This window comes from Virgibacillus ihumii (genome assembly GCF_902726655.1).
GTDB lineage: Bacteria > Bacillota > Bacilli > Bacillales > Amphibacillaceae > Lentibacillus > Lentibacillus ihumii.
In genome coordinates this window covers 1,920,015-1,945,403 of the sequence record NZ_CACVAN010000001.1, presented here as the reverse complement: position 1 = coordinate 1,945,403, position 25,389 = coordinate 1,920,015, and the positions used below count along the sequence as shown (strand labels likewise).

General features: G+C 40.9%; 24 protein-coding genes and 1 pseudogene. 20 read left to right on the top strand and 5 right to left on the bottom strand.

The window, feature by feature from the left end; genetic code table 11:
* Window positions 1–7 precede the first annotated feature (7 nt).
* The 3 genes from HUX68_RS09520 to HUX68_RS09510 all read left to right on the top strand — a co-directional run bounded on the left by HUX68_RS09520 (window position 8) and on the right by HUX68_RS09510 (window position 2,658).
* Window positions 8–883 (top strand): ABC transporter permease subunit, encoded by an 876-nt coding sequence (locus HUX68_RS09520; RefSeq protein ID WP_174616413.1) that lies wholly within the window; start codon window positions 8–10, stop codon window positions 881–883.
* 17 nt (window positions 884–900) lie between these two features.
* A complete protein-coding gene (gene rbsB, locus HUX68_RS09515) occupies window positions 901–1,839 on the top strand; it encodes a ribose ABC transporter substrate-binding protein RbsB (protein ID WP_174614603.1) in 939 nt (312 codons plus the stop codon).
* Window positions 1,840–2,013: 174 nt separating this feature from the next.
* A complete protein-coding gene (locus HUX68_RS09510; protein ID WP_174614602.1) occupies window positions 2,014–2,658 on the top strand; it encodes an SDR family oxidoreductase in 645 nt (214 codons plus the stop codon).
* A gap of 65 nt (window positions 2,659–2,723) precedes the next feature.
* Here the strand turns inward: HUX68_RS09510 and HUX68_RS09505 are convergent, their stop codons facing one another.
* The gene (locus HUX68_RS09505) at window positions 2,724–3,086 is read right to left on the bottom strand and encodes a SpoIIAA family protein (RefSeq protein WP_174614601.1); all 363 of its coding nucleotides are present in this window, start codon (window positions 3,084–3,086) and stop codon (window positions 2,724–2,726) included.
* 225 nt (window positions 3,087–3,311) lie between these two features.
* On the opposite strand from HUX68_RS09505, the gene HUX68_RS09500 reads away from it, so the two are divergent.
* The 7 genes from HUX68_RS09500 (at window position 3,312) to HUX68_RS09470 (ending at window position 9,800) form a co-directional block, all read left to right on the top strand.
* A complete protein-coding gene (locus HUX68_RS09500; RefSeq protein WP_174614600.1) occupies window positions 3,312–4,019 on the top strand; it encodes an N-acetylmannosamine-6-phosphate 2-epimerase in 708 nt (235 codons plus the stop codon).
* 11 nt (window positions 4,020–4,030) lie between these two features.
* Window positions 4,031–4,900 (top strand): N-acetylneuraminate lyase, encoded by an 870-nt coding sequence (locus HUX68_RS09495; RefSeq protein ID WP_174614599.1) that lies wholly within the window; start codon window positions 4,031–4,033, stop codon window positions 4,898–4,900.
* Window positions 4,901–4,941: 41 nt separating this feature from the next.
* The gene (locus tag HUX68_RS09490) at window positions 4,942–6,246 is read left to right on the top strand and encodes an ABC transporter substrate-binding protein (protein ID WP_174614598.1); all 1,305 of its coding nucleotides are present in this window, start codon (window positions 4,942–4,944) and stop codon (window positions 6,244–6,246) included.
* A 171-nt stretch (window positions 6,247–6,417) separates the two neighbouring features.
* On the top strand, window positions 6,418–7,185 hold the full coding sequence (locus tag HUX68_RS09485) for a carbohydrate ABC transporter permease (protein ID WP_174614597.1): 768 nt from the start codon (window positions 6,418–6,420) through the stop codon (window positions 7,183–7,185).
* Window positions 7,186–7,208: 23 nt separating this feature from the next.
* A complete protein-coding gene (locus tag HUX68_RS09480) occupies window positions 7,209–8,036 on the top strand; it encodes a carbohydrate ABC transporter permease (protein ID WP_174614596.1) in 828 nt (275 codons plus the stop codon).
* A gap of 26 nt (window positions 8,037–8,062) precedes the next feature.
* Window positions 8,063–8,983, top strand: a complete 921-nt coding sequence (locus tag HUX68_RS09475) for an ROK family protein (protein WP_174614595.1) — start codon at window positions 8,063–8,065, stop codon at window positions 8,981–8,983.
* Window positions 8,967–9,800: a MurR/RpiR family transcriptional regulator gene (locus HUX68_RS09470; RefSeq protein WP_174614594.1), complete on the top strand. Its 834-nt coding sequence runs from the start codon at window positions 8,967–8,969 to the stop codon at window positions 9,798–9,800. The genes HUX68_RS09475 and HUX68_RS09470 overlap by 17 nt, the downstream gene beginning before the upstream one ends.
* A 303-nt stretch (window positions 9,801–10,103) precedes the next feature.
* Here the strand turns inward: HUX68_RS09470 and HUX68_RS09465 are convergent, their stop codons facing one another.
* Window positions 10,104–10,553 carry an Lrp/AsnC family transcriptional regulator gene (locus tag HUX68_RS09465; RefSeq protein WP_174614593.1) on the bottom strand — a complete coding sequence of 150 codons (450 nt, stop codon included), beginning with the start codon at window positions 10,551–10,553 and terminating at the stop codon, window positions 10,104–10,106.
* Between the two features lie 294 nt (window positions 10,554–10,847).
* Between HUX68_RS09465 and HUX68_RS09460 the strand changes: the two genes are divergently transcribed.
* The 10 genes from HUX68_RS09460 (at window position 10,848) to HUX68_RS09415 (ending at window position 21,759) form a co-directional block, all read left to right on the top strand.
* Complete coding sequence (locus HUX68_RS09460) at window positions 10,848–12,404, top strand: ABC transporter substrate-binding protein (RefSeq protein ID WP_174614592.1); 1,557 nt, start codon at window positions 10,848–10,850, stop codon at window positions 12,402–12,404.
* Between the two features lie 74 nt (window positions 12,405–12,478).
* Window positions 12,479–13,435, top strand: a complete 957-nt coding sequence (nikB, locus tag HUX68_RS09455) for a nickel ABC transporter permease (protein WP_174614591.1) — start codon at window positions 12,479–12,481, stop codon at window positions 13,433–13,435.
* Window positions 13,435–14,328 (top strand): ABC transporter permease, encoded by an 894-nt coding sequence (locus HUX68_RS09450; RefSeq protein ID WP_246206648.1) that lies wholly within the window; start codon window positions 13,435–13,437, stop codon window positions 14,326–14,328. The genes nikB and HUX68_RS09450 overlap by 1 nt, the downstream gene beginning before the upstream one ends.
* A 55-nt stretch (window positions 14,329–14,383) precedes the next feature.
* Window positions 14,384–15,415: an ABC transporter ATP-binding protein gene (locus tag HUX68_RS09445; RefSeq protein WP_174614589.1), complete on the top strand. Its 1,032-nt coding sequence runs from the start codon at window positions 14,384–14,386 to the stop codon at window positions 15,413–15,415.
* Window positions 15,375–16,355, top strand: coding sequence for an ABC transporter ATP-binding protein (locus tag HUX68_RS09440; protein WP_281355719.1), 981 nt, complete (start codon window positions 15,375–15,377; stop codon window positions 16,353–16,355). Before HUX68_RS09445 ends, HUX68_RS09440 begins: the two co-directional genes overlap by 41 nt.
* A gap of 52 nt (window positions 16,356–16,407) precedes the next feature.
* Window positions 16,408–18,021, top strand: a complete 1,614-nt coding sequence (locus tag HUX68_RS09435) for a gamma-glutamyltransferase family protein (RefSeq protein ID WP_174614588.1) — start codon at window positions 16,408–16,410, stop codon at window positions 18,019–18,021.
* 16 nt (window positions 18,022–18,037) lie between these two features.
* Window positions 18,038–18,619 carry a chromate transporter gene (locus HUX68_RS09430; protein ID WP_174614587.1) on the top strand — a complete coding sequence of 194 codons (582 nt, stop codon included), beginning with the start codon at window positions 18,038–18,040 and terminating at the stop codon, window positions 18,617–18,619.
* Entirely contained in the window at window positions 18,619–19,146 is a 528-nt protein-coding gene (locus HUX68_RS09425; RefSeq protein ID WP_174616410.1) for a chromate transporter, read from the top strand. The genes HUX68_RS09430 and HUX68_RS09425 overlap by 1 nt, the downstream gene beginning before the upstream one ends.
* A 316-nt stretch (window positions 19,147–19,462) precedes the next feature.
* Window positions 19,463–20,764, top strand: a complete 1,302-nt coding sequence (locus HUX68_RS09420; RefSeq protein WP_246206646.1) for an Nramp family divalent metal transporter — start codon at window positions 19,463–19,465, stop codon at window positions 20,762–20,764.
* Between the two features lie 38 nt (window positions 20,765–20,802).
* A complete protein-coding gene (locus tag HUX68_RS09415; RefSeq protein WP_174614586.1) occupies window positions 20,803–21,759 on the top strand; it encodes an acetamidase/formamidase family protein in 957 nt (318 codons plus the stop codon).
* Window positions 21,760–21,866: 107 nt separating this feature from the next.
* On the opposite strand, the gene HUX68_RS09410 is transcribed toward HUX68_RS09415, so the two are convergent.
* The 3 genes and pseudogenes from HUX68_RS09410 to HUX68_RS09400 form a co-directional block, all read right to left on the bottom strand.
* The gene (locus tag HUX68_RS09410; protein ID WP_174614585.1) at window positions 21,867–23,342 is read right to left on the bottom strand and encodes a sodium:solute symporter family protein; all 1,476 of its coding nucleotides are present in this window, start codon (window positions 23,340–23,342) and stop codon (window positions 21,867–21,869) included.
* Window positions 23,343–23,345: 3 nt separating this feature from the next.
* Window positions 23,346–23,564, bottom strand: a complete 219-nt coding sequence (locus HUX68_RS09405) for a DUF3311 domain-containing protein (RefSeq protein WP_174614584.1) — start codon at window positions 23,562–23,564, stop codon at window positions 23,346–23,348.
* A pseudogene (locus tag HUX68_RS09400) lies at window positions 23,561–25,163 on the bottom strand (amidohydrolase). Before HUX68_RS09400 ends, HUX68_RS09405 begins: the two are co-directional and overlap by 4 nt.
* Window positions 25,164–25,389: the final 226 nt, after the last annotated feature.

Here is a 25,389-nt window from a genome sequence, read left to right as displayed (position 1 = left end):
AATTATAATGATGATTGCACTTAGTTTCCTGAGTGATGCTTTCTTAACATTAGACAATATGCTCAACTTACTCAGGCAAATTTCAGTTAATGCGTTAATTGCTTTTGGTATGACGTTCGTTATCCTGACAGCGGGAATTGATTTGTCTGTCGGGTCATTATTGGCCTTGGGAAGTGTACTTACCGCAGGAATGCTTACAAGTGGAATGGATCCTATCCTGGCAGTGTTTTTGGGGCTGTTGATTGGACTGGCACTTGGAGCATTTAATGGACTTATTATTACGAAGGGAAAAGTGGCACCATTTATTGCGACATTAGCCACGATGACTATCTTTCGCGGTGCAACACTGGTTTATACTGATGGACGGCCAATAACAGGTTTGTCTGACAGCTTTGCATTTCAAATGATTGGAGGTGGATATGTTTTCGGCATCCCGTTTCCGGTAATTCTGATGGTTGTTATTTTCCTGATCCTGATGTTTATTCTTCAGAAAACAGTCTTTGGCCGCCAAGTGTATGCAATCGGCGGCAATGAGGAAGCCTCCATTCTATCAGGGATTAAAGCGGACCGGGTAAAAATTTGGGTGTATGCATTAACAGGAATGCTGTCTGTTTTGGCAGGAATCATTTTGACAAGCCGGTTAAACTCTGCACAGCCGACTGCCGGAATGATGTACGAATTGGACGCTATTGCGGCTGTCGTAATCGGTGGTACAAGCTTAATGGGTGGTCGCGGAAGAATTTTTGGAACACTTGTTGGTGCGTTAATAATAGGAGTTATTGATAATGGATTGAATTTGATGAATGTATCATCTTTTTACCAGCAAATAGTTAAAGGCGGCGTTATTTTACTTGCTGTGTTATTAGACAGGAAATCCAACTAATTTAAGGAGGAATTGCAATGGCTGCGTGGTTAAAACGAATTGGTATTTTGGCAGTTTTAGTGATATTGGTAAGCGCATGTTCTACACAAAAACCTGGTTCATCTGATGGAGAGGAATCAGCATCCGGGGGAAGTTCTGATGATAAAGTTAAAATTGGTTTTTCCATTTCGACATTGAACAACCCGTTTTTTGTAACATTACGGGATGGAGCACAAAAAGCTGCTGAAGAAGCAGGCGTTGAGTTAATTGTGACAAACGCACAAAATGATGCATCCAAACAATTAAGTGGTGTTGAAGATTTAATGCAGCAGGATATTGATGTATTATTAATCAATCCGACAGATTCGGAAGCGGTTGTCTCGACAATCGAGATTGCCAACAGTAATGATGTACCGGTAATTACAGTTGACCGGAGTGCTGATGGTGGAGAAGTCGTATCACACATTGCTTCCGACAACGTTGCCGGCGGTGAAATGGCTGGCGAATTCATCGCGAAGAAGCTTGAAAACAGTGGTAAAGTTGTTGAACTGCAAGGGGTCCCTGGCGCATCCGCGACAAGAGAACGCGGAAAAGGATTCCATAATGTTGTTGACAATATGAAAGGTTTGAAAGTAGTGGCAAGCCAGTCAGCAAACTTTAACCGAACGGAAGGACTTAATGTTATGGAAAACATTATCCAAAGCACAAATCAGATTGATGCGGTTTTCGCACATAATGATGAAATGGCATTGGGTGCAGTCCAAGCTCTGGAAGCCAACGGCATGAAGGATGTTATCGTGGTTGGCTTTGATGGAACCGATGATGCGAGGAAAGCAATAAAAGAAGGCCGAATGGATGCAACAATTGCCCAGCAGCCTACATTAATTGGTGAAAAAGCGATTAATACTGCTAAGAAGGTAGTAAACGGCAAGTCGGTTGAAGACTTTATTCCTGTAGAACTTAAAATGATTAAATAGATGTAAGAAAGGGATCATCCCGATTAATTGGGGGTGGTTCTTTTTTCATTATGTTTCGTATCGTTGTTCCAATTTTATACGTTCTAAGAGGCTTTCTTGTCATCAATGTTTACACACTCCCATTTACGGCAACAGCATTATTACACGAGTTTTTAATAAAGGAGTCGATACAGAATGAAAGTATTAGTAGCAGGAGCAAACGGACATACCGGTCAATCACTGATAGAGTTTTTGCATGAAGCTGGATACGAGCCGTATGGAATGGTTCGTAAGGAAGAACAAAAACAGCACATCACGGATCTTGGCGGTACTCCGGTATTAGCTGATCTGGAAGGTGACGTTGGTCATACCGTAAAAGGAATGGATGCGGTTATCTTTGCTGCTGGTTCCGGAAGCAGTACGGGACCTGACAAAACGACTGATGTTGATCGTGATGGCTCCATCAATTTAGTGAAAGCAACTGAAAATTTTGGTATTAAAAAATTCGTCATGTTAAGCAGCATTGGCGCTGGACGTGATATTGATCAGATGGTACAGGATAATGAGAACATGAAGCACTATCTGCAAATGAAAAAAGAAGCCGACGAATATCTGATGAGCACCGAGTTGGATTATACTATCGTACGTCCCGGCGGTCTTACCCATGAACCGAGCACAAGTAAAATTAAGGTGGCAGAGGAAGTGGAATTTGGTAATGTGCCACGTTCTGATGTCGCCAAAACAATGATTGCGGCTATTGAGCAGCCAAATGCATTTCATAAAGCGTTTGAAATGATATCCGGGGATACGCAGATTGAGGAAGCATTGAAGAGTTTATAAGGTTTTTGTTTGAAACAAATCAATAATAAAAAGGGAGCGAACGGTGGTTCGCTCCCTTTTCTTTGCTATGAATAATCTTCACGAAGCCATTCTTTTGCAACTTCCATTTCCTCCATTGGATACTGGTTTATTTCTACACCTGGTATGAGATTTTCAATATTTTTGTTAAGACCAACAAACGTTTCATCCGCCACAATAGCGCTCTTTTTTATGCTTTTCAGATGGGTGGCAATTTTCCAGCCTTCCAGCATTGCTTTTGGGGTGTTGCCATCAATGTTCTTGAAAATAAACAGGATATTAACGGGTTGTTCCTGAAGCTTTTTAGCTTTTAACGCCTTTTCGAACCTTTGCAAGTCATCCCGTGTCGCTGTTTCCTCGGTGGTTACTTCCAGAATTTCGCCCTTTGCTTCTCCGGTTATTTCAAGCATATTTTCATCCTTTCTTTTTCATCTTTGTTTACAGTATTTCACTCTTCATATGAAATGAAACATAGAAGATGAAATGACGGTGTTTAAGGTGCTATTCTTCCCTCGCAATGATTTAAAAATTTAAAAATATGAAAATAAAATCCATAATAAGTATTGATAAGTACTTATTAATGTGCTATATTGATGAAAATTGAAAATATTTTTCAAAAAGAGAGGCTTGCATGCATGCAGAAGGAAAATTTGTTGAAAAGACTAAAATCCGGCTTAATTGTTTCCTGCCAGGCTTTATCTGATGAGCCGCTCCATAGTTCTTATATTATGTCCAGAATGGCGGTGGCAGCGCAGGAGGGTGGGGCAGTCGGAATCAGAGCCAATAGTGGAGCGGATATTCAAAAGATCAAAGGCGAAGTGAATTTGCCAGTGATCGGGATTGTGAAACGAGTTTATGAAGACAGTCCCGTATTTATAACACCTAGTATGGATGAGGTTGACGAGATTGTTCATGCGGGAGCAGATATCATTGCTCTGGACGCGACAAACCGGATGCGGCCAGGTAATATGAATCTGAAGCAATTTTACTCAAGAATTAGGAAATGTTATCCGGATGTCCTGTTAATGGCGGATATTTCAACATTTGAGGAGGCAGTTGCAGCATATCAACTCGGGTTTGATATAGTGGCAACTACTTTATCAGGTAATACGCCGGAAACAAAAGTCCATCCATTACCGGATTTATTGCTAGTAAAGAAAATGGTACAGAACCTTGATATTCCGGTTTTTGCGGAAGGAGGTATCTGGGAGCCTGCAGATATGCAAACGGCTTTTGACTATGGAGCCCATACCTGTATTATCGGTTCCGCTATTACCCGTCCGCAATTGATTACAAGAAGGTTTGTGAATCACATTCAGATGAAAAAGGCTGAAAAACATTAAGGGGTGATAAGATGCAGGGAATTTTTTCCGCATTAATGTGTGCGTTTACTGAAGAGGGAGACATACATGAAGCTGGATTACGGCAAATAGTCCGTTATAATATTGATCAGTGCCAAATAGATGGTCTCTATGTAAACGGCAGTACAGGTGAGAATTTTATGCTTTCCACTGATGAAAAGAAACGGATTTTTAAAGTTGTGAAAGAGGAAGTTGGTAGTGAGGTCAAGTTGATTGCCCAGATTGGATCCATCAACATACGGGAGGCAATTGAACTGGCACAATATGCTACCACTCTTGGTTATGATGCCATCTCTGCCGTAACACCATACTATTATAAGTTTGACTTTGATGAAATAAAAGAGTATTACAACACGATAACTTCTCACACAGATAATAAATTAATCGTTTATTCGATTCCCGGCTTAACGGGGGTGGATTTGAGTCTTGATCAATTTGAAGAATTATTCCGGAATGAACAAATCATTGGGGTTAAATTTACAGCTCCGGATTTCTTTTTACTGGAGCGGCTAAGACACCGGTTCCCTGATAAATTCATATATTCCGGTTTTGATGAAATGCTGTTGTCTGCAGCTGTACTGAATGTGGATGGTGCAATAGGAAGCACTTATAACATCAATGGAGAGAAAGCGAAACAGATTCTTACCCTAGCCAAAGAAGGCAATATTGAGGAAGCTCGATTATTACAGAAAGAAACCAATAATTTAATTTCAGGAATACTTGAAAACGGGTTATACCCGACTATTAAAGAAATGTTGAAATATAAAGGAGTTGATGCTGGATTTTGCAGACCACCAACTAAAACGCTTACAAGGAATGGGGAGGAGCAAGCCAGGGTATTGGCGAAGAGATTTTTACAGTAAAGTAAGTGATTGTTTAATTCTACAATGGAGGGGTGTTTCAAGTGAGAAAGCGTATCATGTATTGTGTAATTTGTTTTATGTCAGTAGTACTGATTATGTCAGGTTGTTCTTCAAGTGGTTCCGCTGACTCGGATAAAATTACGATAACATACTGGGGTGCCGGGCATGTAACGCAGGAAAATCAGGTGATGGGTGAATGGGATAAGAAGATGGCTAAAAAGTTTGAGGAGAAGCATCCAAACGTCGACATTAAATTCCAGCGTGTAGGCGGTGCTGATTTTACCAAAAAGGTTAATACCGCAATTGCTGCTGATAATCCACCAAATATTATTGGCACCAATGCTCCATTAAGAATCATGCAATATGCGAGAAATGGATTGCTTGAGCCGCTTGGAGAAAAAGTGTTAGGCGACCGTTCAGACTGGAAAGAGGACATATTAAAAAATGGTATGTATAACGATGAACTGTATGCAGTAACCACTGTTGTCGGCCCACAAGTGCTGGTGGTAAACAAAAAGATTTTCAAGGATGCAGGTAAATTGAACCTGCTGCCGGACGATCATAATTGGACATGGAAAGAATTTGAGAAAGCAAGTAAACAGGTGATCGGTGACGGTATTTATGCTACGGCATTCTGGGCTAAAAATGAGCAGGTTAACCAAAATAATCTGAATTATTTGATGAGTTTTGGTGCTGAATGGGCAAATGATGACTTTTCAGAGTACCTAATCAACAGCAAAGAAGGTGCAAAAGCATTATCGAATATGGTGAGGTTGGTTGATGAGGGAATTGTTGCTCCTGGACCAGCCAATTCAGATTATGAGTCAGGGTTTAAATTATGGAAACAGGGTAAGCTGGTGGCATTTTGGGCAGCACCTGGTGAAATGTTTAATGTGGATAATCCTAATTTTGAACCATACCCAATTGTACCGCTGCATGCGGAAGGTGTTAAACCGGGGGTTCCAGTTACAGGTGAACAGGGAATTGCGATTTTCAAAAATGATGATCCTGAAGTAACCAAATGGGCCAAAAAATATGTAAAGTTTGTCACATCAACTGAAGCAATTAAGGAAACGGCAAAGGGATGGCTGTATTTACCTGCCAGAAAATCATCAGAGTACTCGATGGATAAGGAAAAATTCAAAGCCTTTAATAAGTACCTTGAATTATATGGCTCGCTTGAAAAAGAGCAGACCGGAAAGTTTGTGCCTTGGTTCCCAGAATTGCGTATGTCAATCTTCCCGAACCTGCAGGCTGCATATCTTCATGAAAAAACACCGCAAGAAGCACTTGATACCATTGTTGAAAAAGGAAATAAACTGGCTGCAGAGCAAAAGGAAAAATAATGCACTTGTGACAATGGAACATGCATTCGTTCCATTGTCACAGATTTAATTCAATCACTATGAGGTGTGAGTATGGAAAAAAGGAGACGAATTTGGGGCTATTTGTTTGTATTGCCTTTCATTTGTTTTTTATCGATATTTTTAATTTATCCTTTACTCAGGACGTTTTATTTGAGCCTGTTTGAAAAGACGCTTTTCAAGACAGAATTTATTGGACTTGACCATTTTAAAAATCTTTTTACTGATTCGTTTTTTCTGATGGCATTGGAGAACACCATTTATTTTGCTGTGATCATCGTGCCTATTTCAGTGATCGTTCCATTGGTCTTTGCTGCAATGCTCCGGAATCTGCACAAGCATTCTAAAAGTTTTTTTCGGCTGGTTTTTTATTTACCGGTCGTTACAACGTCCATAGTATTGGTGTTTGTATGGATATGGATGTACGACATGAACTTCGGTATCATTAATTACTTTTTGGGTCTGTTTGGTATAGAGCCAATCAATTTCTTTGGAACTCAATTTACTGCATTATTGTCCACATCCAATGTAGTGATTACCTGGATGATTGGTCAGCCGCTGATTCTGTATATGGCAGGGGTTGATAATGTACCTGAGGAATTGTATGAATCTGCAAAGATTGACGGAGCAAATTTTCTTCAGATCTTTTTCAAAATTACGGTTCCAATGGTTATTAATACGACATTATTGATTGTAGTTACATCGACCATTGCAGTTTTCCAGATATTTGTGGTTATATATTTAATGACACACGGTGGGCCTTACCATGGAACTGATACACTTGTCTTCTCGATTTATAATACGGCGTTTGAAACAGGTCCATATTTTGGCCAGGCAGCGGCTGAAAGTGTTGTACTTTTCGTATTGATTGCCATTGTTGCCCTGATTGAATTTAGGCTGTTGAAATCCAAATTAGATTAGTACGGAATGAGGTTGAAACTACAATGAAATTTAATGTGTTGTTACGTTATGTCATTTTGGGTCTGGCATCGATTATTTTTATTTTTCCACTATACTGGATGATAACCGGTGCCTTTAAAACCGAAGAATCTCTTTACTCGATGCCCCCGGATTGGATTCCTACTGACTGGTATTTTGGAAATTTTATCGCGATATTCGAACATTATCCGATTCTGATGTGGTTATGGAACAGTTTGTTGATTGGAATAGTGTCTGTAGCATTGATCTTAATCCTTTCTGCAACTGCTGGATATGCATTGGCTAAAATAAAATTTCCTGGTGATACATTCATTTTTATTTTGGTCATTGCAACGATGATGCTACCGCATGAAACCATTTTAGTTACATTATATGAGTTGACCAGCAACATTGGGTTGATTGACTCTGCATGGGGTGTTATCTTGCCAACGGTTGCTTTTCCATTTGGCGTATTCCTCGTTCGTCAATTTGCTAGAACCATTCCAGATGAGTTGCTGAACGCAGCGCGAATCGATGGGGCAAGTGAATTGCGGATATTCTTTTCCGTCGTGATACCGATGCTTAGACCTGCCCTGGGAGCGTTAGCGATTTTTGCATTTATGTATACGTGGAATAACTATGCCTGGCAGTTGGTTGTGTTAAGCAGCCATGATAAATTAACATTTCCCTTAGGATTGACTTTAATGGCAAATCAGGATCCAAGCGGTGCTACTTTGAATTATTCCTTTTTGATGGCTGGTGCATCGATTGCTGCAGTTCCGTTAATCATCTTTTTTCTGTTACTGCAACGAAGCTTTATTAAAGGTGTAGCACTCGGGTCTGTAAAAGGATAAATGTTAAATAAGAAAGAGGTCGAATGATGCGTTATTTTATTGCGCTTGATATCGGTGGAACGAATATAAAGTATGGAATTGTTAATGAATACGGGGCAATGAAGTATCAATCGAGCATTCCAACTGAAATTGAGTATGGGATTGGCCATTTGTATGGAAATGTTGAGCAGGTTGTTCAGTTGCTTTTGAATAAAAGTTACCCAGTTACCGGTATTGGTATCAGTACAACGGGGGTTGTTAATACGGATACCGGAGAAATTATTCATTCAGGCGAAACAATGCCCGGGTATGTAGGGGTTAATTGGAAGTCCCGCCTTGAAAAAAAGTTTCAAAAGGACGTGATTGTTGAAAATGACGTGAATGCAGCGGCGCTAGGGGAATCCTGGACTGGTGCGGGAAATGACAGTGAAACATTTTATTGTATGACGTTAGGAACAGGAATCGGCGGGGCTTTTGTCATGAATAAGAGATTGTACAGAGGAAGCAATTTTCGAACGGGTGAAATTGGCTATACGGGTAAACAGTTTGCAGAGGATTTAAATTATGAACAAAAGGCTGCTGTATCTGTTTTAAGTAACAAATCTGTCCATGGGTCGGAAAATAGAGCGCTGAATGGTAAACTTATTTTTAAACATGCAAAGGAAGGTGATGAGTATTGTCTGTCGCTTGTGGAAGAATGGATGAATGAAGCAGCAAAAGGAGTTGCCAGCATTATTTGTATTCTTGATCCGGGACTGATTATTATTGGCGGGGCAATTTCCGAACAGAAGAAATTCTTCATTGAACGGCTGCAAAAAGCTCTCCGAATTTATTTACCTGATGTGTTTGTTGATGGAGTCACAATCCGAACTGCCGAATGTGGTAACGCCGCTGGTATGATCGGGGCCGTTTATCCATTTGTTGAACGGTTACCTAATGGGAGTGATGGCAATGAAATCTATGATTGAAAAAGATTTGAAATTAACAAAATCTGAAAAAGTCCTGGTGCGTTATATCGAGGATCATTATGACGAAGTGATGTATGATTCGATAATGGAATTATCGGATCGTTCTGGTATAGGCAATGCAACCATCGTACGATTCTGTAAAAAACTGGGGTATAAAGGTTATTCTGAATTTAAAGTGGCATTAGCACACGAACAATCAGCTCAAAATCGTAAAAATGTGTTTAGCGGGCCAATTGAACAAGACGATACGATCGAGATGATCGCAAGTAAATTTTATAATGTAAATATGGAAGCCTTGGATGCAACGATGAGCAATTTGGATTATAATGCTATTCAACAAGCAGCACTTTCCATGAAAAACGCAAAACGGGTTCATTTTGCCGGTATCGGTCACTCTGGCATGACTGCCCAGGAGACGAAGTATAAATTTATGCGAATCGGATTGCATTCTGATATCTATATGGATGAACACACCATGTTAATGATGGCGTCTATTATGAACGAAGAGGATTTTGTGTTTGGGATATCGCATTCAGGAAATACGAAGGAAATTATCAATATGTTTGAAGTTGCAAAGCGTAATAATGCAACAACGATTTGTGTGACAGGTAATAAAGACTCTGAGGTATCGCGCAATGCGGATTTTGCTATTCATTATTCATCCGCTGAAAGTCTTTTTCAAACTGGTGCTATTTCAACAAAAATTGCACAGCTGTTTGTAATTGATTTGATTTATACCGAATTTGCACGTCTCTCAGCAGACTCTGCAGTGGAAAAGAAAATAAAAACGACGGAAATTCTGAAATCAAGCACATAAGCTGGACAAGAGGCATGTGCTTTTTTGAGGAGTGGTCCCTTGCACTTTTGTAATAGCTGTGGGGCATGAAGTCAGTATACGCTCAGCAGCAATATTGGCAGTAACGATGATGGACCATGAAAAATAGAGCTTTACTCGTTGTAATGATAATGATCAGAAAGAAACCTCACCAGAATTGACAGACTGGTGAGGTGAATTATTGGTTTAGTCAATCTACGTTGAAGATGAAGTATAACTCGAGATAGTGCAAAAGAAATAGAAACAAACCCATGGTACAAGTTTTATTTTTCGTCTCTCTTCCTCCTACAACTTATACCCAGTCCTACTCTTAAACCGTTTTAAAAGAACAGAACTTTCCACCCTTGTAATGCCCTGCACAGAATAAAGCTCATTATTTATAAAGATTTCCAGCTTTTTAAAATCTTCTACGAGAACATGCATATGAAGCGTGCTGGGTCCAGTCATTTGATAAATGCTTGCAACTTGCGGGTTGTCCGCGAGGTTTTGTGCCACTTCCTGCAATTGTTTCGGTTCCACGTCCACTTCAAAAAAAGCGGATACCTTCTTTCCAATCTTTTCCGAATTAATGGCTACAGTAAATTTTTCAATTATTCCCTTGTCCATAAGGCTTTTAATTCGATCCTTAACGGCAACCCGGGATAATCCTACTTTTTCGGCAAGTTCCACGTAGGAAATTCTGCCGTCTTCAACTAACTCTTCTATAATTTTTTTATCTGTATTATCGTAACCCATCTCAACTCTCCTTATCTAAGGTCTAGTATATATTAACTATTTTGAAACTAAAAGCCTAAAATCAGATTTACTTTCAATAATAAAGTAAAATTACCTTTTCTGGATTAAAATGTAACTGTTTTTTCTAATCTATCATACTTTTTGTAAGAAAACTATTGACAGTCCCTACTTAATATTATATTATAATTGCTAACTTAAACAATTATTTGAAAATTTAAAAGGAGGGTATCTGGATTAACTTGGATTGATGGGTGTTTATAGGCATTCAAAAATATGTGAGGAGGTAGATTGAACTTGAAGAAAGTATGGCAACATTCATTTTTTTATATTCTTGTCCTAATAATTGTACTAGCTGGATGCAGCCCAAGTAACAGTGAATCTGGAAATAATGCTGATGGGAAAGAGCCGGTAACGACAAAAGAAGATAAGGATACGTTGATTATTGGCCTGGATGATGATCCACCGCAGCTTGATCCGCACCGTTCATCTGCTGCTGTTGACAGGCAAGTGTTTCAAAGTCTTTATAATACACTTGTTGATTTGAATGAAGATTTGGAGATTGTGCCGGAGCTGGCGAAGGAATGGAAAATTTCAGAAGACGGTAAAACGTATACGTTTCAATTACAGGAAGGTGTTGTATTTCATGATGGGACACCGTTTAATGCCAAAGCTGTTAAATTTAACTTTGATCGTATGTTGAACCCGGACCTTGCATCGCCCCGAAAGTCGGAAATCAATCTGGTTACGGATGTTATTGCAGTTGATGAGTATACCGTAAAGATAAAATTAAAAAAGCCGTATTCTCCATTCTTATCAGTCCTGACCGACCGAGCCGGTATGATGGTCTCACCATCCGCGGTTAAAGAAAAAGGAAAAGACTTCTCCAATAATCCTGTTGGAACCGGACCATATAAATTTGCTGAACGTGTACAGCAGGATCATATTAAATTAACTCAATTTGGAGATTATTGGAGGGAAAAACCGGCTGTTAAAAATGTTGTGTACAGACCTTATCCTGATGGAAACACTCGTGTAACGAACCTGATTTCCGGAAGTCTTGATATCGTTAATCAGATTCCCTTCAAGGATCTGGATAAAGTCAAAAATGCTTCCAACCTTAAAGTATCTGTCAAAGATGGGCTTGGCTTTCAGGGTCTGATGCTGAATACAGACAAAGAGCCATTCAGTAATAAGAAGGTTCGGCAGGCTGTAAATATTGCCATTGATCGAAAGGCAATTGCTGAGGTTGTCTACAAAAACGGCGTTACACCAGCTGTCAGTCCTTTTCCGCCATCAAGCTGGGCACATCCGGAAGACATGGAAGTTCCCGAGGCTGATGTGGAAGAAGCTAAAAAATTGATTGCAGAATCCGGGTTGAAAAATATCAATTTTACGTTGAAGATTACGCCGAAGCCTGAAGAAAAGCAAATCGGACAGATGCTGCAGTCGATGCTGGGTCAAATTGGTATAAAAGTTGAAATTGAAATGGTCGAGTTCGGAACACTGCTTGAACAAATGCGGAACCATGAGTATGATGCGCTCAGAATAGGATGGAGCGGCCGTGTGGATCCGGATGGGAATACGTTCACCTGGTTCTCATCGGAAGGATCACTAAATGAAATGAGCTATTCAAACTCCAAAGTTGATCAATTATTGACTGAAGCACGGAGAACTTCTGACCGTGAGGAGCGTAAGGAGTTGTATGCACAGGTTTCCCAGATTCTTTGGGAAGACGTCCCATATATATTCATATTCCATGAAAAGAATATTAAACCGATGAAAAATTATGTAGAAGGTTACAATCACGTACCGGATGGAATGATTCGTACAGAATCAATCAGTTTTAAATAAAGTAAAGTAAACAGGGTGTCGCGTATCAGCGATGCCCTGGTATTTAATTCAGCTGTGAGGGGGAGGGAAGTTTATTGTTATTCTTCTTGCTTAGAAGGTTAAGTTTAATGGTAATCGTTTTATTTTTGGTCAGTATTATCGTGTTTAGCTTAGTAAATATTTTGCCTGGTGACCCGGCAATGTTAATGCTGGGAGTTGAAGCTACACCGGAATCGTTAGAGGCATTACGCGAAGAGATGGGGTTAAATGATCCATTATATGTACGGTATTTTGACTGGGTAGCTGGTGTCCTCCAAGGAGATCTTGGGTATTCCATTCAGGACAATTCACCAGTAATGGAAATTTTACTGAATAAAATTCCCGTTACGCTTGAGCTGACTGCTTTTGCTTTCATCATTGCGTTAGTTATTGCATTGCCGATAGGTATTATAAGTGCAATCAGAAAAGGTACTGCACTGGATTATACTACCACAACATTTGCTTTGACAGGGGTGTCAGTTCCTTCATTTTGGTTAGGTATCCTTCTTATTTACGTATTTGCAATTATGTTGGGATGGTTTCCTCCGTCGGGATATGTGCCTTTAAGTGAAAATTTCTGGAGAAGTTTAATGCTTATGCTGCTGCCCGCAATTACGTTAGGAACAAGAATGGCGGCAGAATTGATGCGAATGGTACGATCAAGTCTCCTAGAGGTAATGGAGTCAGATTATATTCGGACAGGCTATTCAAAGGGGTTAATGGAGAAATCGGTTGTGTTTGGTCACGCACTGAAAAACGCTTTGATTCCTGTGATAACTGTCAGCGGATTGCAATTAACTACCTTGTTCGGAGGTACAGTAATTGTTGAAACTATTTTTGCTGTCCCCGGTTTAGGCCGCCTTATTTTGGATTCGATTTTAACCAGGGATTATCCGGTTGTACAGGGTGTTGTATTGTTCATGGCGTTTTCTGTTGTAATCATCAATTTTCTCATTGATATTTTGTATTCAATACTTGACCCTAGAATCAAATTAACTGGGGGGACTAAATGATGAAAGAGGCACAAGAAATAAACAGGCAAGTGCTGCCTGATAAAAATCCCAAAATACAGTTATTGCAGGATATGGCCGGACGACTTTGGCAGAACAAATTATCCGTGGCTGGCGGTTTGTTTATGGTTCTATTGATTATTATGGCGGTATTTGCCGAATTTCTGGCACCGTATGATCCTGCCGGGCAAAATTACAGTAAGGTGCTGCAGTCTCCAAGCGGGTCCCATTGGTTTGGCACAGACAATTTGGGAAGAGATATTTTCAGCAGAATTATTTTTGGAGCACAAGTTTCCTTAAAGGCAGGGTTAATTTCTGTTGGAATTGCATTGGCAATTGGGCTGCCCATCGGTTTATTTTCGGGGTATTACCGCGGCCTTTGGGATGATTTACTAATCATGCGGTTTACGGATGCTATGCTGGCTTTTCCGCCCCTGGTGTTAGCACTGACACTTGCCGCCATCCTTGGAGCTGGGCTGGAAAATGCTATGATTGCTATCGGTTTGGTTTTTACACCAAATTATATTCGTCTGATGCGAGGAGAAGTCTTGGCAAAGCGGGAACATGAATATGTCGAGGCTGCTAAATCTTCAGGGATTAAAGATTGGCGAATTATGTTATTTCATATTTTGCCAAATTCATTGGGGCCGATTATTGTACTTGCTACTTTAAATATTGCGGGAGCGATTATAGCAGAGGCTTCACTCAGTTTCCTGGGATTAGGAACGCAACCGCCAACACCAAGCTGGGGGGCTATGCTGGCAGAGGGACAAGGATATTTGAATGAAGCGCCATGGCTTGTTTTCTTTCCAGGACTATTTATCTTTTTGGCAGTAATGTCGATTAATCTCTTTGGTGATGGTTTACAAGATATGCTCAATCCAAAAGGGAAATAGTCTCAGTTCATACAATAAATCATGCTGCATCAGCATTCCGGAAGAGGTGAATGAAATGAGTGAAATTCAACTGGAGGTTAAGAATCTTTCCGCTGGTTTTAGAAATAAGAAAAAATTTGTCCCTATATTGGACAAAGTCAGCTTTTCTGTAAAAAAAGGCGAAACGCTTTGTATTGTGGGTGAGTCGGGTTGCGGTAAAAGCTTAACTTCTCTATCCGTTATGGGCCTTCTTCCCAAAAATGGCGAAATTACTGAGGGGGAGGTATTGCTTGAGAATGAAAATCTGGTTCATAAAAATATGAAGGAAATGAGTAAAATCCGTGGTAATAACCTATCAATGATTTTCCAGGAACCCATGACCTCGCTTAATCCTGTTCATACAGTGGGGAAACAGGTTGCAGAGGCAATGCGTATACACCAAAAAGTAGATAAAAAGGAAGCTCTTGAGCGGGCCGTGAAAATGTTTAAACTTGTTGGAATTCCGTCACCGGAAAAGCGGGTTGATGATTATCCCCATCAACTAAGTGGAGGGATGAGGCAAAGGGTTATGATTGCTATGGCTCTCGCTTGCAACCCGAAACTTTTAATTGCGGATGAACCGACAACTGCTTTGGACGTAACCATTCAGGCACAGATTCTTGATCTGATGAATGAGTTAAAAAATGAAATGCAAATGGCTATCATGATGATTACCCACGATTTGGGAGTCGTTTCGGAAATGGCTGATAATGTTTTGGTCATGTACGCCGGGAAAGTCGTTGAAAAAAGTCCCGCAGAAGAATTATTTATAAACCCGAAGCATCCTTATACACAGGGGTTAATAAAAGCAATTCCCAATCTGGAAGAGGAACAGGAAGAACTCCCTATTATTCAAGGAACGGTTCCAAATCCGGATGAACTTTTGAACGGTTGCCGTTTCGCTGATAGATGCCCTTTTGCCAGAGGACTCTGTCATGACGAGTCACCTGCTCTGACGGGTGATGACGATCACCAGGTAAGCTGCTGGATGTACACTGAAAAATGGGCGGAAACGGAGGAGGATGGGAATGCCGGTACAAGAACAAATGCCAAAAAAGAAGTTACTTGAAGTCAAGGGACTTAAAAAATACTTTCCTATGGGTGGTTCCTTTAATCAAAAAGAATTTGTCAAAGCGGTGGATGATGTCTCCCTATTTATCAACCATGGGGAAACAGTAGGAGTCGTAGGAGAATCAGGCTGCGGGAAATCTACTATGGGAAGGAATATACTTCGCTTGCAGGACCCGACTGAAGGTGAAACCATTTTTGATGGGGAAAATATAACGCGTTTAAAAAAAAGACAGCTAAGAAAAGTCCGGAAAGATATGCAAATGATATTTCAGGACCCGTACGGTTCATTAAATCAGCGAATGACAGTTGGGGCAATGTTAAGTGAAGTAATTCGTACCCATAAAATTGTTCCGAAAGCAGATACAAAGGATTATATTCAGCGGCTGCTGATTGATGTTGGTTTAAAACCGGAACATTATTGGAAGTATCCGCACGAATTCAGCGGCGGTCAACGGCAAAGGATCAGTATTGCCCGTGCTTTAGCGGTGAGGCCTAAACTTATCATATGTGATGAAGCTGTATCAGCGCTTGATGTCTCGGTACAGGCCCAAGTATTAAATCTTCTGCAAAAACTTAAAAAGGATTATCAGTTAACCTATTTATTTATTTCACATGATCTGTCCGTCGTAAAACATATCAGTGATAAGGTAGCAGTTATGTATTTGGGTAAAATCGTTGAAATGGCTGATAAAAATGAACTTTACCGAAATCCGTTGCATCCATATACACAGGCCTTATTATCAGCTATCCCTACAATAAATAATAATGCAAGCAGAGAACGCATCATTTTAAAAGGGGATGTCCCGAGCCCATTAAATATTCCGCAGGGCTGCAGATTTCATACACGTTGTCCATTGGCTACAGAGCACTGTAAAGAAGTAGCCCCTGAATGGAGAGAGATCGAATCCGGGCATTTCGTAGCTTGTCACGAGGTATAGGTATTAAATAATAAACGGGAATCTATCAAACTATTTATAAGGAGATGCTTTTATGAACTCATTTACAAATCAAGCACACCCATATCCAGTTAACCGAAATGTTTCATATGCAAGCAATGGCATGGTTGCAACATCCCAGCCATTAGCGTCTCAAGCTGGCCTTGATATTTTGAAAAAAGGCGGGAATGCGATTGATGCTGCAATCGCCACTGCGGCATGCCTTACGGTCGTTGAGCCAACTTCCAATGGGATAGGTGGTGATGCGTTTGCGCTTGTCTGGACCAAAGGGAAACTGCATGGTCTTAATGGCAGTGGCCGCTCACCGGCAAACATTTCGATTGATGACGTTAAAAATGCCGGTTATGGTGAAATGCCGAAGTATGGCTGGATGCCTGTAACCGTGCCTGGTGCACCCGGGGCATGGGCAGAACTGTCCGAACGGTTTGGTAAACTGCCATTATCTGAAGTATTACAACCTGCCATTACGTATGCGGAAGAAGGGTTTCCGATATCACCGACTTTAGGCAAGTTCTGGAAGAAAGCTTATCAGAATTTCAGCAGTTGCTTAACGGAGGAGTCCTTTAACTATTGGTTCGAAACGTTTGCACCTAAAGGAAGAGCACCGAAAACAGGGGAGATTTGGTCATCGCTGGATCACGCGGAAACATTAAGGTCTATTGCTGAAACAAACGCCGAGTCTTTTTATCGTGGTGAACTAGCTGACAGAATTGTAAATTTTTCAAAAGAAACCGGCGGCTATTTAACTTCGGAGGACCTTTCTGAATATAAACCGGAATGGGTTGATCCGATTAAGGTGAATTACCGTGGATATGATGTATGGGAAATACCGCCAAACGGGCAGGGGATTATTGCTTTGCAGGCACTTAATATTCTCAAAGGCTTTACCTTTACCGAAAAAGAATCAGTGGATACATACCACAAACAAATGGAAGCTGTAAAACTCGCGTTCGCTGATGGTCAAAAACACGTAACAGAGGAATCCCATATGAGATATTCAGCGAATGATATATTGTCTGATGAATACGGGGATATACGAAGGAATCAGATTGGGGAAGCAGCCTTACAGCCGGAAGCAGGTGAACCTTCCATGAGCGGGACCGTTTACTTGGCTGCTGCAGACAATGAAGGGAACATGGTGTCTTTTATTCAAAGCAATTATATGGGATTTGGATCCGGTTTAGTTGTTCCGGGAACAGGGATTGCCCTGCAGAACCGTGGTCATGGATTCTCATTAGACTCCAGTCATGTCAATGCCTTAAAGGGAGGAAAAAGGACTTATCATACTATTATTCCCGGTTTTATGACTAAAGGTAAAGACCCCGTTGGCCCATTTGGTGTAATGGGAGGATTTATGCAGCCACAGGGCCATGTGCAGGTAGTCATGAATATGCTTGATTTTGATTTGAATCCGCAGGCAGCGCTGGATGCACCTCGCTGGCAATGGATGAAAGACAAAAAGATTGAGGTGGAAAATCGTTTCCCTCATCATATTGCGCAAAGTTTAGCTGAAAAAGGGCACGAAATTCAGATTCAGCTGGAGCCCAATACATTCGGTCGAGGACAGATCATACTGAGGGATCCGGACTCGGGTGTTCTTATTGGCGGTACGGAATCCAGAACGGATGGAGCAGTTGCGTGCTGGTAAGAAGGAGGTGCCCGGTATGAGAGTTCAATGGAATCTATTTCTGGCATTTTTCAGAGTGGGAATGCTTGGTTATGGGGGCGGTCCCGGATCAATACCATTAATTCACATTGAAACGGTTGAAAAATATAAGTGGGTAACAGATGAAGAATTTGGCGATATCCTTGCCTTGTGTAATACGCTTCCCGGACCTATCATTACGAAAATGGCTGGGTATATTGGTCATCGCGAATCCGGATTTCTCGGGATGATCAATGCAGTAATTGCATCCATCCTGCCAACTATTTTTCTAATGATTATCCTGCTTGCTTCCTTATCATCCATAAGCAACTTTGATTGGGTGAGTGGTATGACGACTGCTGTCATCCCAGTTGTCGGAGTCATGCTGGCGGTCCTCACATGGCAGTTTTTAGAGAAAGCGGGAAAAGGCTTAGGATGGAAAAAGACGATTATCATGTCTGCTATTATTTTAGTTATTTTGAAACTTGGCGTACATCCGGGCATTGTGATTGGGGCTTTATTGGTGCTTGCCCTTGTTCAAAAGGATAAAAGCAGCTCAGAGGATGAAAAACAAAAGGCAAGGGAGGGTGCTGGACAATGATTCTGTATTGGCATATCTTTTTGGCATTTTTCATACCTGGCATCCTGGGGTACGGAGGCGGCCCTGCTTCCATCCCATTGGTTGAAAATGAAGTTGTGCAGCGATATGAATGGATGACCATTCAGGAATTCAGTGAAGTGCTTGCTTTAGGTAATGCACTCCCTGGTCCGATATCTACTAAAATGGCAGGATATATAGGCTATGAGATAGGTGGGATACCGGGTGCGCTAGTTGCTGTGTTTGGAACAGTGGCCCCTTCGCTCATTCTGATGATTGTCCTGTTGGGTGTTTTATATAAGTATAAAGATTCCCCTAAGGTTAAGCGGCTTACCCTCTATGTCCGGCCGGTTATTGCCTTGCTGCTCGGCTTAATGGCTTGGGACTTTTTCGTGGAATCCTATGAGGGAGCAGGTATTTGGCAAACGGCATTTTTGATTGTTGTGAGTTATGTATTGATGGAACAAGTCAAGGTACACCCTGCTTTTGTTATTGTAGGCGCACTGGTTTATGGCGGATTTTTTCTTTGATTATAACTATATAAAAAAGAATGAGGTTGGGGAAAACGAAAAAGTGTATCGAAAAAGACGAACAATCCACTACTATAGCGAAGTATATTTCCGGAGCGGCTATATGCACCATTTCTAATTAATTCGTATTTTTCTTTTGATAAAACACTTTTGTCCCAGCCTCATTGTTTAAATGGTTTTCATATATCTAAATGAAGGAAGCTCTGTGCACTAGATTAAGTAGTTTTACCTCTTAATGTAAGCGTTACCATTGATGTGCAATTTTATGTTCACATAGCAAAAGGATGTAAAACTTATTATTTTAGGAGGAATGAAATTGGAAACCAGGAAATTTGAAATGCCAGAACTAAAAGGACAATCTAACACATCGCCGCCCAAAAGTTTAAAAGGAAAACTGAAATTTGTAGGTCCTGGATTTGTTGTTGCGGCTACCGGTGTGGGAGCAGGTGACTTCATCATGGCTTCTATTGCCGGAACAGGTTTTGGATTGACTTTACTCTGGGTTATTATTGTAGGGGCTTTTATAAAGTTCGTTTTAACCGAGGGAATAGGTCGCTGGTATCTTGCCTCAGGGAGAACAATTTTGGAAGGATGGCATATGGCAGGGTGGTGGGCAACCATCTATTTTGGCGTATACCTAGTATTGATGGGTTTAATATATGGATCAGCAATAACAGGGACGTCAGCAATGATACTGGTTGCTATGTTTCCGGGTACTTCTTTTGCTTTTTGGGCAATTGGCTCAGGAGTGGCTGGTTTTCTACTAGTTTGGTTTGGTAGATATCAGGTACTGGAAGGTTTGATGAAAGTCTTAATCGGTATAATGTTTGTTAGCATAATTGGCTCTGCAGTAATTATCGCAGTAAATGCCGGAACCGTTGATTACGGGGTAGTTCCTTCCATACCGGAAGGCTCATTTTTTAAGATATTGGGCATATTGGGAGGGGTTGGTGCTTCCATAACCCTTACTTCCTATTCATATTGGATCTATGCAAAAGGTTGGAGAGACAGACGTTGGATGTCAATTATGAAACTTGATGTATCAGTGGCTTACATTGTAACAGGAATGTTTGCAATAAGCGTAATGATAATTGCGGCGGAATTATTGTTTGGTTCAGGGGTAACAATTAGCGGAAATGATGGACTCGTCGGCCTGGCCGATGCTTATGGGGAGAGGTTTGGAAATATAGCACGTTGGGTTTTCCTAATTGGTGTATGGGGTGCTATTTTCACTTCTATTGTTGGCCCTTGGCATGGCATGTCCTATTTATTTGCAGACTTTGTTCGTATTGTTAAGAAAAAAGGTAAGAAAGCTTCAGGGGAAGAAAAGCCAATAACTGAAAAAGATCCGTCATTTCGATTCTATCTCTTTTGGATAACATTTCCGCCAATGCTGCTTCTGTTATTTAAACAGCCAGTGGTGATTGTACTTATATATGGTGCACTTGGAGCGGCGTTTATGCCGATTCTGGCAGCAGTTCTTCTGTATTTATTAAATTCCAAACAGATTGCTGAAGTTGATCGAAATGGGAAGGTTAAAAATACGATTTTCGGACTTATTATCCTGCTGTATCTGTATCTTGGAGGCAGTGAGCTGTTTCAATTGATTTTTGGGTAGTTATAAAGAAATTAAGTTAGTGTAGGAGGGAATTTGTTATGTCAATTCATCATCACCACCATATGCACAAAACGATCCATGATTTTAAATCACACATGCACCATGGATGGGATAATAGTATAAAACCTATTGCGGAAGTAGATTCGGGTCAAACTATCTCATATGAAATCACGGAATCCTCCGGTGGGCAATTTTCAAAGAATTCTACTGCTGACGATGTGGGAAGTCTCGATTTTGAAAAAGTAAATCCTGTTGCAGGGCCAATTTATGTAAAAGATGCTCAACCGGGGGATACGCTGGAAATTGAAATGCTGGATTTCAGACAATTGGACTGGGGATGGACAGCGATTATCCCCGGATTTGGCCTATTGGCTGATCAATTTCCAAAACCGGCCATTAAGACATTTGATTTAACACAACGAAACAAAACGGAATTTTTACACGGAATTGATTTGTTTATGAAGCCCTTCCCCGGAACCATTGGTGTTGCATTACCTGAAGAAGGGAACTTTAGTGTGGTACCGCCAAGAAAGAATGGCGGCAATATGGATATCAGGCATTTAACCAAAGGAACAAAGCTATACTTACCGGTGTGGGTTGAAGGAGCCTTGTTCTCGATTGGCGATACACACGCTGCTCAGGGCGATGGTGAAGTTTGTGGCACGGCTATTGAGGCATCGATGGAAACAACTGTCCGATTTAAACTTCATAAAGGTAAATCAATTGCAGAACCACGATATGAAATCCCGGGGCCGCCAATGCCCGAAGCGGATAGCCAGGGGTATTATGTAACAACTGGTAATGGACCGGATTTAGTGGAAGCATCGAAAAAGGCGATAAGTTACATGATTGAACATTTAGTGGGTACTTATGGTCTAAGTGATCAGGAAGCATATATGCTGTGCAGTGTTGCCGTTGATCTGAAAATAAGTGAAATTGTGGATGCACCAAACTGGTTGGTGTCCGCGTTTTTGCCGAATTCGATTTTTAGGTGAGTTCCAAAATGGTTCCTGATTTATAGGACATTGTGGTTTGGTAGGATAATTCAATCCATAAAGGGCTGTCTCAATTTACTGAGACAGCCCTTTGTTAACGCAGTATTTTATGAAATTTTCTTCGCGTCCACATAGGTGGAGACAGCCTGTTTATTTTGAGATTTTGTTACATAGCTGATTGTGATAAACAGAATAAGGTTTGCTATCAAACCTAAAATACCTGGATGGATATCGAATGGTGTGCTTGTTGCCACAAGCTGAAAATAATAGTTTACCAATGTTCCCGTAATCATCCCTATTATAACAGCTGGTGCTGTTGCCCGTTTCCAATAAAGTGCTCCATAAACACCAGGAGCAAATTGAACGATGGCTCCATACGCGCCAAGCAATAACGCAATTAACCCCTGTCCGCCAAAAATGGTAATATAGTATGCAAATCCACCAATTATAATGACTCCCAAACGCATGGTTAATAGTGTTTTCTTATCGTTTAGATTTGGCCAAATGTTTTTAATCACCCCGTCTGTAAATTCCAGGGAAGCACTATGGGTGATGGCATCTGCCGAAGACATTGCTGCGGCGAGTGCCCCGGCCCCTACTAACCCGTAAATCCAACCGGGCATTTCAATGACAGCGGTAATTAAATACGGTAAAATTTGATCCGGACTGCTTACGGCATCAGGATCAACAACTCCTACTGCAGCAAATCCAATTAGAAGCAGAGGAACCAGGAATAACGCGAAAATTGGATAAGCAAGAACGGTTTGTTTAATTGTTTTAGGTTTCGAGACATAGGACTTTGAAAACAAGTGCGGCCACATTAAGAAACCGAAAATTGACACCAAAATTGTTGTCGTATACCCAATCGGTGACATATTTGAGCCCGAATGGCCGATTTCCAGAAAGCCTGGTTTCGTTTCAGCAATGGATGAGAACATGCCGCCAATACTGTCATGGAGCTGAATGACAACAAATATGCCTACAATCCAGGAAATTAAAATCATGAGGATTCCCTGGAATACATCTGACCACGCTGCAGCACGGAGTCCCCCTGTAGCAACGTAAATAACTACAATACCATATGCAAGTAGGGCCCCCAGCCAAAAATCGATTCTGCCGCCTGTCATAATATTAAAAATGAAGGCCATACCTTTCATCTGTGTAGCAAGGTATTGGACAAAGGCAAACAAAGCCAGCAGCCCAATCAAAATAGGTAATGTCTTGCCACCATATCTCCCTTTAAAGAAACCTGCCAGTGTATAAAGGTTAAGTTTAACGCCTATTTTTCGAATTTTTGGTCCAACAATGTACCATGGTAAAATCGCAAAGGCAGTATAAATAATAATGTAAAAGGCCGGAGCGCCCATGGAGTAGGCCCAGCCCGGGGCACCTAAGAAAGAAAAGGCACTGAAAACGGCACCGCCCATGAGAAACCACATTACAAATAAGCCTAAACCCCCGCCTGCAACAGCAAATTCATTTAAAGAGCTCTTATCCTGACCACGCCCGGATAGGATTCCAATGACGAGCGCAATAACCAGATATATAATCATCATTGATAACGCAATTAGCCAATCAGCCATCATCTATTCCTCCTGTTCATCTTTATTGGGATCGAAAGCGTAAAGAATTGTGACGGTAATAAATGCTATCACAATCCAAAGAATGACCCAGAAGAATCCAAACGGCAAACCCAGGATAATTGGCTCTGCCCGATTTGCAATTTCAAATACCGGGAAGATTACAGGTAATAATGTCAAGGTAACGGCTACAAAGTAAATGATTTCAAATTTTCTCCGGCTCATTTATTAATCTCCTCCTTCTTATATTGATTTTCATACACGAGATTCCCATCGATGAAAGTCATGTCGACCTTCATTGTATGAATAGAATCTTCGGAGGTATTTAAAATGGATCCATCAAGTACAGTGAGATCAGCCAGCTTACCAATTTCCAGACTTCCTTTAATGTCTTCTTCAAAACTTGCAAAGGCTCCATTTCGAGTATAAAGCTGCAGAGCCTCTTGAATCGCCTACAGCTGTTCCTGCCTTGCTTTCACGGGTAACTGCAGCTTGAATACCGATTAGCGGGTTGAATGTTGTAATTGGACTGTCTGAACCAATAGCAGCTGTTAACCCTTCATCAATAAGCTGACGTATAGGAAACATAGTTTCTACCCGTTCCCCATAGTCGTTGATGTAACCGTCACCAAACTCTCGGATAAATGCCGGATTAGGAATCGGAACAATGTTCAATGCGTTCATCTTTTTTGCTAAATCTGGTGGCGTCATACCCGCATGTTCAATCCGATGACGATGGTTTGACCTACCCTTTTTGTCTAAAGCTTGTTCAATACAATTTACCATCATTTCGACAGCCTGGTCTCCAATTGCATGTGCTGTAAGCTGCCACCCTAAATCATGGGCTTTACCTAATAATTTGTTTAACTCCACTTCGTTTAAGTATAAAATTCCGTTATCATTTGGATTACTTGTATAAGGTGCCCTCGTCCTTGCTGTAGGTCCACTGCTGCTGCCATCAATAAAGACTTTTGCCGGACCAATTTTAAACCATTCATCCCCAAGTCCGGTTACCATACCGGCATCCAATGCTTTGTTTAGCACACCGGGTGAATCATGAAGGGAGCCTATTAACGCATACACCCGTTGTTTAATCTTTCCATCGTGAACTGCCTTTTGAAGATAACGGAAATGATCATTGTTGTAACCACCCGCATCATGAACACTTGTTATGCCTTTGCTTGCATAATCTGCGGATGCCAGTTCCAATCCATTTAAAATTTCCTCTTCGGAATACATCGCATTCATAAACATATTCATATGCGCTGATTCCAATAAAACCCCCGTTGGTAAATTATCATCCCGTACGTATTTTCCTCCTGCAGGATTTGGAGTTTTTTCATCAATGCCTGCCAGTTCCAATGCTTTACTGTTTACACAGGAAATATGGCCGCATGTTCTGACAATTATGATTGGGTGATCTGTTGACACCTTATCTAAATCCCACCGGTTTGGGTGTCTGCCTTCCGAAAGAGTATTTTGATTGTATCCCCATCCTCGAATCCATTCACCTTCAAGGGTATTCTCCGCTGTTTCTCGTAATCTATGTTGGATATCTTCTATGCTATCAACATCTTTACAATTTTCCCCCAGCTTATTCGTTCCATATAATTCTAGATGGGCATGGGAATCGATAAACCCGGGAATAAGACTTTTACCCTTCAAATCAATGACTTGAGTGTGGTTTCCTTGTAAAGTAAGAATGTCCCGGTTTGTACCGACAGCTATAATCTTATTGTCCTTGACAGCCAATGCCTCACAAATGGAAAAATTCTCATCGACTGTAATGACTTCACCATTTTTTAAAATAAGGTCAGCATCCATTGTTTCTCATCCTTCCTCAATGAGTTGTCCATTCTTTCCCTGCAACAATAAACCAGCCGGTTAACAAGGATAATCATCGGTTCTTCTTGCAGGTGCTGCTTGTCCATACTTCAAAGTAAGTATACTCTTAATTATGAATATTTCGATTATACATGCGAGTTAATATGGTTACATTATACAAAATGTTTGGGAAATATATGTTTCTTTTTACATTTTGTCTTATTTT

What these genes read in the sequence shown, in the direction of transcription:
- HUX68_RS09520 (WP_174616413.1), top strand. Translation starts at nt 8, where the DNA reads ATGATGATTGCACTTAGTTTCCTGAGTGATGCTTTCTTAACATTAGAC.
- rbsB (WP_174614603.1), top strand. Translation starts at nt 901, where the DNA reads ATGGCTGCGTGGTTAAAACGAATTGGTATTTTGGCAGTTTTAGTGATA.
- HUX68_RS09510 (WP_174614602.1), top strand. Translation starts at nt 2,014, where the DNA reads ATGAAAGTATTAGTAGCAGGAGCAAACGGACATACCGGTCAATCACTG.
- HUX68_RS09505 (WP_174614601.1), bottom strand. Translation starts at nt 3,086, where the DNA reads ATGCTTGAAATAACCGGAGAAGCAAAGGGCGAAATTCTGGAAGTAACC.
- HUX68_RS09500 (WP_174614600.1), top strand. Translation starts at nt 3,312, where the DNA reads ATGCAGAAGGAAAATTTGTTGAAAAGACTAAAATCCGGCTTAATTGTT.
- HUX68_RS09495 (WP_174614599.1), top strand. Translation starts at nt 4,031, where the DNA reads ATGCAGGGAATTTTTTCCGCATTAATGTGTGCGTTTACTGAAGAGGGA.
- HUX68_RS09480 (WP_174614596.1), top strand. Translation starts at nt 7,209, where the DNA reads ATGAAATTTAATGTGTTGTTACGTTATGTCATTTTGGGTCTGGCATCG.
- HUX68_RS09475 (WP_174614595.1), top strand. Translation starts at nt 8,063, where the DNA reads ATGCGTTATTTTATTGCGCTTGATATCGGTGGAACGAATATAAAGTAT.
- HUX68_RS09470 (WP_174614594.1), top strand. Translation starts at nt 8,967, where the DNA reads ATGAAATCTATGATTGAAAAAGATTTGAAATTAACAAAATCTGAAAAA.
- HUX68_RS09465 (WP_174614593.1), bottom strand. Translation starts at nt 10,553, where the DNA reads ATGGGTTACGATAATACAGATAAAAAAATTATAGAAGAGTTAGTTGAA.
- HUX68_RS09450 (WP_246206648.1), top strand. Translation starts at nt 13,435, where the DNA reads ATGAAAGAGGCACAAGAAATAAACAGGCAAGTGCTGCCTGATAAAAAT.
- HUX68_RS09445 (WP_174614589.1), top strand. Translation starts at nt 14,384, where the DNA reads ATGAGTGAAATTCAACTGGAGGTTAAGAATCTTTCCGCTGGTTTTAGA.
- HUX68_RS09440 (WP_281355719.1), top strand. Translation starts at nt 15,375, where the DNA reads ATGCCGGTACAAGAACAAATGCCAAAAAAGAAGTTACTTGAAGTCAAG.
- HUX68_RS09435 (WP_174614588.1), top strand. Translation starts at nt 16,408, where the DNA reads ATGAACTCATTTACAAATCAAGCACACCCATATCCAGTTAACCGAAAT.
- HUX68_RS09430 (WP_174614587.1), top strand. Translation starts at nt 18,038, where the DNA reads ATGAGAGTTCAATGGAATCTATTTCTGGCATTTTTCAGAGTGGGAATG.
- HUX68_RS09415 (WP_174614586.1), top strand. Translation starts at nt 20,803, where the DNA reads ATGTCAATTCATCATCACCACCATATGCACAAAACGATCCATGATTTT.
- HUX68_RS09410 (WP_174614585.1), bottom strand. Translation starts at nt 23,342, where the DNA reads ATGGCTGATTGGCTAATTGCGTTATCAATGATGATTATATATCTGGTT.
- HUX68_RS09405 (WP_174614584.1), bottom strand. Translation starts at nt 23,564, where the DNA reads ATGAGCCGGAGAAAATTTGAAATCATTTACTTTGTAGCCGTTACCTTG.